Source organism: Nocardia blacklockiae, assembly GCF_015477355.1.
Classification (GTDB): domain Bacteria; phylum Actinomycetota; class Actinomycetes; order Mycobacteriales; family Mycobacteriaceae; genus Nocardia; species Nocardia blacklockiae.
Map to the genome: position 1 here is coordinate 1 of NZ_JADLRJ010000018.1, position 12,982 is coordinate 12,982.

The 12,982-nt window shown below is 71.2% G+C and carries 13 protein-coding genes and 1 pseudogene; 7 read left to right on the top strand and 7 right to left on the bottom strand.

Annotated elements, in window-relative coordinates; genetic code table 11:
* From IU476_RS32740 to IU476_RS32750, 3 genes and pseudogenes are all read left to right on the top strand, one after another.
* Positions 1–248 (top strand): annotated as a pseudogene (locus IU476_RS32740) (lipase); the annotation flags it as partial.
* Between the two features lie 232 nt (positions 249–480).
* Positions 481–1,491, top strand: a complete 1,011-nt coding sequence (locus IU476_RS32745) for an alpha/beta hydrolase (protein ID WP_195106201.1) — start codon at positions 481–483, stop codon at positions 1,489–1,491.
* A 155-nt stretch (positions 1,492–1,646) separates the two neighbouring features.
* A complete protein-coding gene (locus IU476_RS32750) occupies positions 1,647–3,029 on the top strand; it encodes an ABC1 kinase family protein (protein ID WP_195106202.1) in 1,383 nt (460 codons plus the stop codon).
* 45 nt (positions 3,030–3,074) lie between these two features.
* Here the strand turns inward: IU476_RS32750 and IU476_RS32755 are convergent, their stop codons facing one another.
* Positions 3,075–3,755: a hypothetical protein gene (locus IU476_RS32755; RefSeq protein ID WP_195106203.1), complete on the bottom strand. Its 681-nt coding sequence runs from the start codon at positions 3,753–3,755 to the stop codon at positions 3,075–3,077.
* Between the two features lie 334 nt (positions 3,756–4,089).
* Between IU476_RS32755 and IU476_RS36505 the strand changes: the two genes are divergently transcribed.
* Positions 4,090–4,518, top strand: a complete 429-nt coding sequence (locus IU476_RS36505; RefSeq protein ID WP_228824698.1) for a hypothetical protein — start codon at positions 4,090–4,092, stop codon at positions 4,516–4,518.
* A 7-nt stretch (positions 4,519–4,525) separates the two neighbouring features.
* On the opposite strand, the gene IU476_RS32765 is transcribed toward IU476_RS36505, so the two are convergent.
* The 6 genes from IU476_RS32765 to IU476_RS32790 form a co-directional block, all read right to left on the bottom strand.
* The gene (locus tag IU476_RS32765) at positions 4,526–5,647 is read right to left on the bottom strand and encodes an acyl-CoA dehydrogenase family protein (protein ID WP_195106304.1); all 1,122 of its coding nucleotides are present in this window, start codon (positions 5,645–5,647) and stop codon (positions 4,526–4,528) included.
* A 124-nt stretch (positions 5,648–5,771) separates the two neighbouring features.
* Complete coding sequence (locus IU476_RS36920; RefSeq protein WP_195106204.1) at positions 5,772–6,800, bottom strand: AraC family transcriptional regulator; 1,029 nt, start codon at positions 6,798–6,800, stop codon at positions 5,772–5,774.
* 48 nt (positions 6,801–6,848) lie between these two features.
* Positions 6,849–7,721, bottom strand: a complete 873-nt coding sequence (locus IU476_RS32775; RefSeq protein ID WP_195106205.1) for a hypothetical protein — start codon at positions 7,719–7,721, stop codon at positions 6,849–6,851.
* Between the two features lie 52 nt (positions 7,722–7,773).
* Positions 7,774–8,112: a YciI family protein gene (locus IU476_RS32780; RefSeq protein ID WP_195106206.1), complete on the bottom strand. Its 339-nt coding sequence runs from the start codon at positions 8,110–8,112 to the stop codon at positions 7,774–7,776.
* Between the two features lie 43 nt (positions 8,113–8,155).
* A complete protein-coding gene (locus IU476_RS32785; RefSeq protein WP_195106207.1) occupies positions 8,156–8,989 on the bottom strand; it encodes a hypothetical protein in 834 nt (277 codons plus the stop codon).
* 37 nt (positions 8,990–9,026) lie between these two features.
* Entirely contained in the window at positions 9,027–9,902 is an 876-nt protein-coding gene (locus IU476_RS32790; RefSeq protein WP_195106208.1) for an alpha/beta fold hydrolase, read from the bottom strand.
* A gap of 160 nt (positions 9,903–10,062) precedes the next feature.
* On the opposite strand from IU476_RS32790, the gene IU476_RS32795 reads away from it, so the two are divergent.
* The 3 genes from IU476_RS32795 to IU476_RS32805 all read left to right on the top strand — a co-directional run bounded on the left by IU476_RS32795 (position 10,063) and on the right by IU476_RS32805 (position 12,875).
* Entirely contained in the window at positions 10,063–10,989 is a 927-nt protein-coding gene (locus tag IU476_RS32795; protein WP_324194514.1) for an RNA polymerase subunit sigma-70, read from the top strand.
* A 78-nt stretch (positions 10,990–11,067) separates the two neighbouring features.
* On the top strand, positions 11,068–11,622 hold the full coding sequence (locus IU476_RS32800) for a dihydrofolate reductase family protein (protein ID WP_195106210.1): 555 nt from the start codon (positions 11,068–11,070) through the stop codon (positions 11,620–11,622).
* A 251-nt stretch (positions 11,623–11,873) separates the two neighbouring features.
* Positions 11,874–12,875 carry a zinc-binding alcohol dehydrogenase family protein gene (locus tag IU476_RS32805; RefSeq protein ID WP_195106305.1) on the top strand — a complete coding sequence of 334 codons (1,002 nt, stop codon included), beginning with the start codon at positions 11,874–11,876 and terminating at the stop codon, positions 12,873–12,875.
* Positions 12,876–12,982: the final 107 nt, after the last annotated feature.

The window sequence follows — 12,982 nt, forward strand, 5'->3', positions numbered from 1 at the left end:
ACACGGTGGTCGGTACTCGTTATGACGAGGTGACCACGCCGTATGATCTGACGTTCCTGACGCCGGGTCCGGGTGCGACGGTTCGTAACATCACGTTGCAGGACGGGTGTGAGCAGGACCTGTCCGACCATCTGACGCTGATGTATTCGCCGCGGGTCCTGTCGATCATCCTCAACACCCTGGATTCCTCGCAGCCGCTGGTCTGCACCTTCAACCCCTGGTTGATCGGCGGGGGCGGCAAGCTCTGAGAACCATCCAGCCGGTGGCCGGCGGAGCGCGAGAGCCCTGATACCCCGACGCGTTCCCCCGGTCACTGCCCGCCGTCACGTCCGCGCGGGTTGGGCTCGCCGGCCCAGCTCCGTTACCCGCGCGCGGCGGTCACGGACGGCGGCAACCGGCCCGTCGGGCGGTGCACCCAACCCACACCGCCCGGCGGGCACCGGCCTGTCCGGCCACAGCATCAGAACAGGAGAAACCCCGATGATCCGGAAACTACTGCGCGGCAGCGTGATTCCCGCTGTTGCCGTCGCGGTCGGCGCCTTGCTGGGGGCGGCGCCGGCCGCGGCGGACGCCCCGGACGGGTCGGCGGTGACCGGCACCTGGCCGGTGGACGGGCGCACCGTGCAGCTGCGCGTGCACTCGGCCGCGATGAACACCGACATCATGGTCAACGTGCAGCGCCCGGCCGACGCCGAGGCGCCCGCCCCGGTCCTCTATCTGCTCAACGGCGGTGGGGGCGGGCAGGATTCGGCGACCTGGCAGCGCAACACCGACGTGCTGAACTTCCTCGCGGACAAGCAGACCTACGTGGTGCAGCCGGTCGGCGGCAAATGGAGCTACTACACCGACTGGCGCGCTCCGGACCCGAAACTCGGTGTGTATAAATGGAAGACGTTCCTCACCGAGGAACTGCCGCCGCTGATCGACGCCGAATTCGCCACCACCGGCGCCAACGCGCTGGCGGGCCTGTCGACCTCGGGCACCTCGGTGCTGCAGCTGCCCATCGCCAAGCCGGGCCTGTACAAGGCGGTGGCCGCCTACAGCGGCTGCGCGCAGATCAGCGACCCGCTCGGCCGGCAGTTCGTGAAACTGTCGGTGGAGACCTGGGGCGGCGGCGACACGGTCAACATGTACGGGCCCGACAACGATCCGATGTGGGCGGACAACGATCCGTACCTGCACGCCGAGGAACTGCGCGGCCTGTCGCTGTTCATCTCCAGCGGCACCGGCGTGCCGGGGCTCTACGACGTCTACAACGGCAGCCACATGCAGCCCGGCCCGCGCGGCTACGTGAACCAGCTGCTCATCGGCGGGGTGATCGAGGCGGCCGTCGACTACTGCACGCACAACCTGCAGAACCGGCTCGGGCAGCTCGCGATCCCGGCGACCTTCGACTTCGAACCCACCGGCACGCACTCGTGGGGGTACTGGCAGGATGCGCTGAAGCGGTCGTGGCCGGTGCTGGCCTCGGGGCTCGGCGTGCCCGCCTGACCCGGCGCCTGCCCGGGACCGCTGCGGAATGGTCGTAGACTTTCCGTCGTACAGCCGAGCCAACGAGAGTGACAAGGCGGTCGAGCGGTGCAGATGATGCGGCTAGCGGGCATCGGAACAACAGTGGACATCGAAGCGCCGCGCGGGAGCGCGCGGTGACGGCCGGCGCGGTCGAGACCGAGACCGCCCCGGCCGCCGACGCCCGGCGCCCGGCGCTGGAGAAGTTCGGCTTCTCCGAATTCCGGCGGACCGCCGTGATCGGCAGCGTGCTGGGCGCGTCGGTGACCCGGCGCGTGGTGCGCGGCGGGCTGCGCCGCCCGAAGCGGCGGCAGGCCATGGCCGACGGCATGGTCGACGGGTTCGAGACGCTGGGCCCGATGTTCGTCAAGCTCGGTCAGTTGATCGCCTCCGCGCCGGCGTCGTTCCCGCGCGAGCTGGCCGACGCCTGCCTGCGCTGCCTCGACGACGTGCCGCCGTTCCCCGCGGTCGACGCGCGCGCCATCGTCGAGGCCGATCTCGGGCGGCCGATCGCCGAGCTGTTCCGCGAGTTCGACGACGAGCCGCTGTCGGCGGCGTCGGTGGCGCAGGTGCACTCCTGCGTGCTCGCCGACGGGCGGCCGGCCGTGGTGAAGGTGCAGCGGCCCGACATCGCGCGCCGCATGATCGTCGACCTGCGCGCGGCCTACCGGCTCGCGGGGCTGCTGCAGAAGCGGTCGGAGAACGCGCGGATCGCCAACGCCGAAGGCGTGGTGCGCGACCTGTACGAGACCACGGTCGCCGAACTGGACTTCCGCAACGAGGCCGACAACCAGACCCGCGCCCGCGCGCATCTGCGGGCCTTCGGCGACAACGCGCATGTCGTTGTGCCGGAAGTGTATTGGGACTACTGCGGCCCGCGCGTGCTGTGCATGGAACGGATGCGCGGGATGCCGCTGGACCGCTTCGACGACATCCGCGCCGTGCACCCGGACCCGGAGCTGCTGATCCGGCGGCTGGTGAAGGCGTGGGTGGAAAGCGTTGTGGTGCACGGGCTCTTCCACGGCGACGTGCACGCCGGCAACCTGTGGCTGCTCGACGACGGCCGCGCGGCCATGCTCGACTTCGGCATCGTCGGGAAGATGACCCCGCAGTGGCGCGCGTTCGTGGGCGCGCTGTTCCACGCCAGCGCGATCGACGGCGACTTCCGGCCGGTCGCGCGGGCGCTGCGGGAGCTGGACCTGGTCGACGGCGAATCCGGCGACGACGCCACCATCGGCCGGCAGCTCGCGACGGCGCTGGCGCCGGTGCTGTCGGGCAAGCTCGCGCAGCTCGACATGGGCAAGGTCGCGGCGCGCCTGGTGGAGTTCGGCAAGCGGCGCGGGGCGTCCGGGCCCGAGCAGCTCATCCTCATGGGCAAGCAGCTCGGCTACTTCGAGCGCTACGCGGTGGCGCTGGCGCCCGGCTGGCGGCTGGGGCAGGACCTCTACCTGTTCCGCAACATCTTCCCCGAGGAGGTGGCCACCAAGGCCGCTCAGCAGGGGATTACGCTGCCGGACTGAAATCGCCGCCGCGAGAAGGTGTTTCGCGGTTTCCGGTGCGGATCGTCAGTCGACGAATTCGCGGTCGCCGTACCGGATCGCGGCCGGGTCCCACGCCGCGCCGAGCGCGGTGACGAACCGCTGGACCAGCGGCAGGTCGGCGAGGTCGGCGATCAGGATCAGGGTGCCGTCCTCGGTGACCGAGCCGCCCACCAGACGGTCGCGTGCCTGCGGGTCGGCGACCAGGGCGTCGTGGAAGCGGGTCACGTCGATGCCCGGGACCTCGACGGTGACGGCGTCGCGCGCGGGGGAGTCGGCGGGCAGCGGCTCGAAGGTCAGCACGGACTCCTGCCGGAACCGCGCGCGCACCTCCTCGGCGACCTGCCGCAGCTCCGGTCCCGCCACACAGGCCAGCCGGAACTCGCGCGACCGTTCGTAGGTGGCGCGCTGCTGCGTCTCCGACCAGAACACGCCGCTGACGAGCGTGGACCCGACCGGCAGCGTGAGATGCCGCAGCGCGATCCCGTCGACCTGGAACTCGAAGGCCTCCAACCGATTTCGCAGCCGCTCGTCCCCCGGATCGGTGATGGTGGCGGTGTTGTCGGTGGCGAACAGCTCCGCCTCCGGCCGCAGCGGATCCCCCGCCGCGCAATCCCCCGGCCCCGCCTGCGCCGGCCCCGCCGCCGTACCCATCCCCACCGAAACAACCAGTGCCGCACCAACTCCAGCAACCCGCACGCCGTTCATACGCCCTCCCTCGCCGCCCTGCCCGGAATACGCTCGCCCGCGGCACGCCACTCCACCACGCATCCCGCAAGCGTGCCCCGATAGTAGAACGCACGCCCTCCCGCCACGCCACACTCCGGATCCCGGCGCACTGAATCGCCATCACCGCACCCCCGTCATCCCGGCACGCTTTTGGCCGGGATCCCCGCACCCACCGAGCCGAACCCTCGCAAACCGGACCACCACACCCGCGGGACGCGCGACCATACGCCGGGAACCACCGTTCCCCGACCGCGCCGGAATATGCTCGCAGCGAGCCGGCGACCACCCGGCGATCACCGAAAGGGCATGCCGCATGACCGAGATCGACCTGACCGAGCTGCGCGCACGGGCGGCCGGCGGGGACAGCGACGCGATCGCCGCACTCATCGAGTCGGCCGCCGAGCGGGAGGACCTGGCGGAACTGCGGGAGTGGGCCGACCGCGGCAATCCCGACGCCGTCGACCACCTGCTCCAGCTGGCGAGCGAGCGCGACGACGTCGAGGAACTGCGCCGCCTGGCCGACCGCGGCAGCCGCGACGCCGTCGACGAGCTGATCGAGCTGGCCGTCGAGCGCGGCGACATGGGCGAGCTGCGGCGCTGGGCCGATCAGGGCAACACCGACGCCGTCGACGAACTCGTCCAGCTGGCCGCCGACCAGGGCGACCTCATCGAGCTGCGCCGCCTGGCCGCCGGCGGCAACCGCGACGCCGCCGACGCCCTGGCCGAACTCACCTCCGACTAGCGCCCGCTCAGAGGCTGCGGCCGATGATCACCTTCATGATCTCGTTGGTGCCGCCGTAGATCTTCTGGATGCGGGCGTCGGTGAACGCGCGCGAGATCGGGTATTCGGCCATGTAGCCGTAGCCGCCGAACAGTTGCAGGCATTCGTCGGCGACGCGGCACTGCTGCTCGGTGAGCCACCACTTCGCCTTGGCGGCGGTCGGGACGTCCAGCTCGCCGCGCAGGTGCTTGGCGATGCAGTCGTCGGTGAACGCCCACGCCACGCTCTTGATGGTGTCGCACTCGGCGAGCACGAACTGGGTGTTCTGGAACTTGAAGATCGGCTTGCCGAACGCCTCGCGCTCCTTGGTGTAGGCGAGCGTCAGCTCCACCGACTTCTCGATGGCCCCGGCCGCGGCGACCGCGAGGATCAGCCGCTCCTGCGGGAGCTGCTGCATCATCTGGATGAAGCCGAGGCCCTCGGCGGTGCCGAGCAGATTCGATTTCGGCACCCGCACGCCGTCGAAGAACAGCTCGCAGGTGTCCTGCCCGTGCTGGCCCACCTTCTCCAGGTTGCGGCCGCGCCGGAAGCCGTCGCGGGTGGTCTCCACCGCGATCAACGAAACGCTGTCCGCCCCTTTGCCTTCGCCGGTCTTGGCCGCCACCAGCACCAGGTCGGCGAGCAGGCCGTTGGAGATGAAGGTCTTGGCGCCGTCGATGACGTAGTCGTCGCCGTCCGCGACCGCCCGGGTGCGGATGTTCTGCAGGTCCGAGCCCGTGCCCGGCTCGGTCATCGCGATCGCCCCGACGATCTCGCCGCTGGCCATCTTCGGCAGCCAGGTCCGCTTCTGCTCCTCGGTCCCGTAGGCGTTGAGGTAGTGCGCGACGATCGTGGAGTGCACCGGATTGCCCAGGCTCGGCGCCAGCGCCCGGGTCTGCTCGATCGCCACCACGGCCTCGTGCGCGAAAGTGCCGCCGCCCCCGCCGTATTCCTCCGGGATGCTCAGGCACAGCAGCCCGACCTCGCCGGCCTTGTTCCAGATCTCGCGGTCCACGTGGTGCTGGCGTCCCCACCGGTCCTCGTTCGGGGCGCACTCCTTCTCGAAGAACCGGCGCGCCAGGTCGGCCAGCGCGTCCAGATCCTCGTCCATCCACGGGGAACGGTGCAAAGACACTACGGAACTCCTCTGTTCGTCGGTGTGTCTTCGATGCTGTACGGGCCGCTCGCGGGTGCCTATGACCGCAGCGCTCGTTTCCTTGACCGGACCGCTCGAGTCACGCCGTTTCGGGCCGGTCGGGGGCGCCGCGCTGGTACGAGCCGGGCGGGCTGCCGGTCCAGCGGCGGAACGCGCGGGAGAACGCGCTCGGTTCGGAGAAGCCCAGGCGCCGGGAGAGCGCGGTCATGGTCTCCTCGCCGCGGACCAGGCTCGCGATCGCCGCGTCGCGCAGGATCTGCTCGCGGATCTCGCGGGCGGAGGTGTGCTCCTCGCGCAGTTTGCGGCGCAGCGTCGACGGGCTCATCGCCAGTTCCGCGGCGATCTCGTCGAGCGTCGGCCACGCGCCGGTGCGGCCGGGCTCGAGCAGGCGGCGCACCTGGGCGCTCAGCGAGACCGAGGAGTGCCGCCGGCCGATCACCGCCGACGGGGCGTCGCGCAGGAAGGCCAGCAGGTCGTCCTCGTCGCGCACCAGCGGGGCAGTCAGTTCCGCGGCGTCGAACACCAGCGCGGGCGCGGGCGCCGAGAACACTACGGGCGCACCGAAAATGAGGTCGTAGTCGTCGAGACCCGAAGGGGGATAGGGTACCTCGACGCGGCGCAGCAGGATCCGCCCGCCGGCCGCCCAGCTCAGGAAGCGGTGGGTCACGGTGAGCATGGTGTCGATGATCAGCCCGACCGGGTTCCGCACGCCGGCGAGATCGTAGGACAGCCGCGCCTCCCCGTCGGCGACGGTGAGCGTCAGCGGCGGGAACCCGGGCAGCGACCGGCGGAAGCCGATGAACCGCCGGATCGCCGCGCCCACGTCGGCGGCACCGATCAGCGCGAAGCACACCAGCCGGAAGGTGCCGCGCGGCATGGGATGCGTTCCCAGCCCGAACAATTCGTCGTCGGTGGCGCGCCAGAGCCGCTGCACCATGCGCACGGTCTGATCCACGGTGACGCGGGAACGGCCCTCCGCGAGCAGTTCCGGGGAGATCCCGGCCGCGCCGAGCATGTCGGCGACGTCCCAGCCGCGGGCCTCGGCGAGTTCGACCATGGTCAGCACCCGCGCGATGGGCAGCGTGTATCCGGCATCGGTCGAGGTCACCCGCAGACGGTAGCAATCCGGGCGGCGCGGGAGACCGGCCGCGGCCGGTCACCGATCCGTGCCGAGGACCTCCTCGACGGAGCCGGCGTCGAGCGCCCGGTCCAGCCAGGTGTCGAGCAGCGCGATGTCCTCGCAGGCGGTGATGCGGTCGCGGGCGTGGTCGGGCACCGGGATGCCGCGCCGGGCGAGGACGCGCAGGATGCTGCCCGCGACCCCTTGCAGACGGCCCTCGGCCCGCAGCAGCCGGGAGGACTCCGAGCGGAAGAACGACAGATCGGTCATCAACTCTCTCCAGATCCGGGCGGCCGGGGCGGCGCCCAGGCCGAGTTCGACGAGTTCGGCGAAGACCGCGCGATCGGTCTCGTCGCCGACCTGCCGCAGCGCGCCGGCCAGCGCCTTCAAGATCTCGCGGACGCGAGGGTGCCGGGCGTGCGCGACCGCAGAGAGCGCGGCCAGCGGAATGTCGGCCGCGGCCACCCGGGCGTCGGTCAGCGCCGGGAGCGTGTGCGGGCCCAGCACCATGGGGCGCACGGTGAGGCTGGGCCACACCGGAAGTCCGAGCGTCGGCGGCCGGGCGGCCCACAGCGCGGTCACCCGGTCGTGGCAGACCACCAGCAGGACTACGGGCATCCGGTGCTTGCGATGCGCGTGGGCGACGAGCTGCGCCCACGCCGCCGGTTTCTCCGGATCGTCGCGGGCCTGCCCCTCCACCAGCAGCAGATACTTTCCCTCGGCCGTGCCGACCCGCAGCAAACTGTCGGAGCGGCGTTCCAGGGGCTCGAAGTCGTTGCGGTCCAACGGCATCAGATCCACCGACACGGGATCGGGGAACGGCAGGCCCAGGGCCCGGAAGGCGCGAGCGAAGGCGCCGGGGTCGTCCCGGAGGATCCGGTGCATCGCCTCGTGGCGGGAGCTGACCATGCGCACGAGGATAGCTCGAGAATCGAAAATATGTTCGAACGAATCGGGTGGTTCAGCCGGGGAGGGTGTCGCCGGGGAAGCCGTGGCACGGATGGACGTCGCAGCGCATCATTCCGGCGCGGACGCACGGGTCGGCGGCCATGATCTCCGCGGCCTGCTCGGCCGGCACGGTCATGATCGCGACGCCCGCCACGGTGTCGGAGGCGACCGGGCAGAGCACGGCGATCACCCCGTCGGCGCGAAGCGACACCATGCGCCGCTGATGTTCGAGTTCGATCGCGTCCGCGCCGTCCATGGTCCGTTCCGGTGTCCACTGGAGCAGTGCCAGGCTGTACGGTTTCGCGGTCGAGGCCAGGGCCTGAATCTGTTCGTCGGTCACGGTGGTGCTCATGATGTCTCCTCGTTCCGGATGCGCCGCTGCGGGCGGAATCGATCTATTTCCCGGTGACCAGTGTGGTCGGCAGGCGGGTGTCCTCGACCGCGGCGGGTCGTTTCAGGTCGTGCGCCAAGGCGGCCAACGCGAGCAGGTCCCAGGCGATGGGACGGCGGCGTGGGGCGTCGTCCAGGGCCGCGGCGAATTCCGGGGTGGGGTCCGCTCCGGCGGCCAGGCGTCGCACGATGCGCACCGCCGGTGTGCGCGGGGTGTCGTCGGGCGCCTGGTCCAGTCGTTCGAGCGCGGGCGGAAGCAGTTCGGCCACAGTGGCTTTCACCTGTTTGTTGCGCGGCCATCGGGCACGTTGCACGAGGGCGGCCAGGACGGTCGCGTACGCGAGCGGCACCCGCGTGGGCTCGGGGTCGTCAGGGGTCCACAGGCGCGGGTGGTACATCAGGTAGAACTGGCTGCGCAGGTAGTGGTCACAGGTGCCGCTGCGGGACACGAGGGTCGCTTCGAAGGCCTCGAGCCAATCGTGGATCGACGGGGTGCCGAGGTCCGGGTCGGGCGGGGCGGCGACCGACATGCGCAGCAGCGGCAGATCGCATTTCGCCTTGTCCGAGGTGTGTCGCAGCCGTGCCCCGAAGTACGAGGACAGCGCGTTCGCGAAGGTCTGGGTCGCCGGGACGGCGTGCGGATGGGTCAGGGCGGGATTCTCTGTGGCCAACCCGTCGATGTAGTCGCGCAGCGCGTCCGCCAGCGGCGGCAGTCCCACCGCGCCCGTCCGGTTCGCCGCGGCCGCCGCCCGCTCCACGGCGGCGAACAGCCCGCCCGTCTCGGGACAATGCGAGTGCGGGCCGCTCGCCGCCGAATTCGATGTTTGCCGACTGGACACGGCCACGAGCCTAGAAGACGTTCGGCGGAGCGCCCGTTCACCAGTGAGAGGCGCGGAAGAAGGCGTGCAGTTGTTCGGCGGTGTCCTCGGGCGCCTCCTCGGGAAGGAAGTGGCCCGCGCCCAGGGCGCGGCCGGTGACGTCGGTGGCCCACTGCCGCCAGCTGGTGAGGGGGTCGTACCAGGTGTCGACCGCGCCGCCGGTGCTCCAGAGGGCGAGTAGCGGGGCGGTCGTGCGGTGCCTGTCGCGGTCGGCTTCGTCGTGTGCCGCGTCGAGTGTCGCGGCGGCGCGGTATTGCTCGCAGATGGCGTGCACGCGGGCCGGGTCGCGGAACTGGTCGTAGTAGGCGGCGCGGATGTCGGGCGGGAACGCGTCGGGGCGCTGCGACCAGGTGTCGAGCATATGGTCCACGAAGGTTTCCGGGGCCGCGCCGATCATGGTCTCGGGCACCGGGGCGGGTGCGGCGAGGAACGACCACACCCAGAAGCCGAGCGCGAACCGGTGGTCGGCGTGTGCGAACGCTTCCCCGGTCGGCACGATGTCCAGCACCGCGAGTGCGGTCACGGTGCCCGGGTGGTCCAGGGCCATCCGATACGCGCAGCGCGCGCCGCGATCGTGACCGGCCACGGCGAACCGCTCGTAACCGAGCGCGGCCATCGCCTCGACTTGATCAATTGCCAAGTCGCGCATGGCGTATGCGGCATTCCCGGAGCCCGTGCCGCTCGCGCCGTAGCCGCGCAGGTCGGTGGCGACGACGGTGAAGTCCCGGGCGAGCCGCGGTGCGACATGCCGCCACATCAGGTGCGTTTCGGGAATGCCGTGCAGCAGCAGCAAGGGCGGCCCGGACCCGCCGCGCCTGCCGTGAATCGTCGTGGCCGTGGTTCGAATGTCGAATTCGTCGAAACGGTCGAACATGCGCGCCTCCTCGCGGTGGACGAGGCCGCCAGGAAGTTCGACGGACGTGGCGCCCGGCACGTCCGATACCGAGCGTACCGGCCGAGTCGGCCGGGTATGGCAGCATCCGGCGTCATCGTCGCCGCCGACGCCCCGGCTCCGAAGATGGTTCGATGGTCGGGTGTCGACGGAGTTCGAGCCCTACCGCAACGAGTTGACGGCCTACTGCTACCGGATGCTCGGTTCTGTGCAGGAGGCCGAGGACGTGGTGCAGGAGACGATGCTGCGCGCCTGGCGGGCCCGCGACCGCTACGACAGCACCCGGGCGTCGGTGCGGACGTGGCTGTACCGGATCGCCACCAACGCCTGTCTCACCGCGCTGGACGGGCGGAAGCGGCGCGCCCTGCCCTCCGGTCTCGGCCTGCCCTCCGACGATACCGAGGCGAAACTCGCTCCGGCGCCGGACATCCCGTGGTTGCAGCCCTACCCGGACGGCCGGTTCGACACCGCGGCGCGCACCGACCTGCGGCTGGCGCTGGTGGCGGCGATGCAGCTGCTGCCGCCCCGCCAGCGCGCCGTGCTCATCCTGCGTGAGGTGCTCGAGTTCAGCGCCGCGGAGGTCGCGCGGCAGCTCGAGACCAGCGTCGCGGGCGTGAACAGCGCGTTGCAGCGCGCCCGGGCCGCGCTGGCCGACGGGCCCGGCGCGGACCACATCACCGAACCGGACGATCCGGAAGCGCGGGCCGTGATCCACCGCTACGCGCGGGCTTTCGAGGCGGCGGACGTGAGTGCGCTGGTGCGCCTCGTGACGGACGACGCGGTCATGGAGATGCCCCCGGTGCCGCTGTGGTACCGCGGCAGCCGCGACTACGGCCTGTTCCTGCACCGGGTGTTCCGGATGCGCGGAACCGACTGGCGGGTGCGCACTCTCACCGCCAACGGCCAGCCCGCGCTGGCCGCCTACGCCGCCGCGCCGGACGGCGGCCATCGGTTCCACACCTTGCAGGTCTTCACCGTCGCGGGCGGCCGCGTCGCCCGCACTGTCGTGTTCGCCGATCCCGTCGTCCCGGACCTGTTCGGGATACCGGAACGAATTCTCTCCGAATAGTTTCGACCACGGCGATGAGTCGGGACGAGTCCGCCGGTAGGTACCGGTGACACATCGAACGACCCGAAGGACATCGTCATGAGCGTTGTAGTCATCGAATTCGTCACCCTCGACGGCCGGGTGAGCGACCCGGACGGCCGGGCGGGCACCCCGTACGGCGGCTGGGCGTTCCGGTACGGCCCCGACGCGGTCGGGGGCGACAAGTTCCGGCTCGGCGGCCTGCTGGACACCGGCGTGCTGCTGCTGGGGCGGCGGACCTGGGAATTGTTCGCCGAGATCTGGCCGGGGCGCGACGATCCGTTCGCCGCGCAGATGAACGCCGCGTCGAAACTTGTCGCGTCCCGGACGCTGAGCGACGTCTCGGCGTGGCAGAACTCGGCCCTCGTGTCCGGCGATCTCGTCGAGGCCGTCCGGAGCGAGCGCCGGGACGTGATCGTCACCGGCAGCCCGAGCGTCGTCCACACCCTGATGGGCGAGGACCTGATCGACGAATACCGCCTGCTGACCCTCCCGACCGCCGTGGGCGAGGGAACGCCGCTGTTCCCGCCCGGCCGCTCCGTGGACCTCGAGTGCCGGACGCTCGACCGGACCGGTGCGGCGGTGTACACGCAATACGCCCGGGCAGGTCGGTAACCGGCCGCATCGAACAGGCCCCGACTGCCCGCGACGTAACGACTTGCGGCCGAGCGGAATTGGGTTCGCGGCGAGTGCGGTGACGCCCGGTGGGTATGCCGGGCGATCGCTCGTCGCGACCTCGCCCGACCTGCGCGAAATCTCCCGCTCGAGCACCCGGCGTGGCCCCGATCCCGGCTCGCCGCGCGGTACTAACCTCGACGGGACGACGTGTAGGAAGGGGTGGGCCGGTGACCGGATCCGACGGTGCCATGACAGCGTGGCGGGTGCTGCGCCCGGGCCCGATCGACGCGCGTCCCCTGGCGCAGGAGCGCGTGCCGGTCGCGGCGCCGGGGGCGGGGGAGCTGCTGGTGCGCGTGCTGGCGTGCGGGGTGTGCCGCACGGATCTGCATGTGGCCGAAGGGGATCTGCCGGTGCACCGGCCCGGCGTGGTGCCCGGCCACGAGGTGGTCGGGGAGGTGGTCGCGCTCGGATCCGGTGTGGGCGAATGGTTCGCGGTCGGCGACCGGGTCGGCATCGCGTGGCTGCGGCACACCTGCGGGCGCTGCAAGTTCTGCCGGCGCGGCGCGGAGAACCTGTGCCCCGAATCCCGCTACACCGGGTGGGACGCCGACGGCGGTTACGCCGAATTCACCACTGTCCCGGCCGATTACGCGCACCCGCTGCCTCCGGGTTACGCCGACGCCGAGCTGGCGCCGCTGCTGTGCGCGGGCATCATCGGCTACCGGGCGCTGCAACGGGCGGCGCTGCCCGCCGGTGGCCGTCTGGGCATCTACGGGTTCGGCGGCAGCGCCCATCTCGCCGCGCAGGTGGCCCTCGCCCGCGGGGCCGAGGTGCATGTGATGACGCGCGACGAGAAGGCCCGCGAACTCGCCCGCGAACTGGGCGCGGCCTCGGCGCAGGGCGCGGCCGATCCACCGCCGGTCCCGCTGGACGCGGCGATCCTGTTCGCGCCGGTCGGCGACCTGGTGCCGCCCGCCCTGTCGGCGCTCGACCGCGGCGGCGTGCTGTCGATCGCCGGCATCCACCTGACCGACGTCCCGGCGCTGAACTACCAGCGACACCTGTTCCAGGAGCGCGAGATTCGCTCCGTCACCGCGAACACGCGGTCGGATGCCCGCGAATTCCTGGCGTTCGCCGCGAAGCACCACCTCGACGTGACCGTGCACCCGTATCCGCTGGCCGGTGCGGAGCGGGCGCTCGCCGATCTGGCACACGGAAAGTTTGCCGGAGCGGCGGTCCTCATTCCCTGACACGCCGCAGACACGCCGAGATTTCCACTCCTAGTTCGCTATTCGTGTGCGTTCTGCCGGGTTCTCCTGCTTTGCTGAAAAGAAAGTGGAGAGGGAAACCGGAGGCT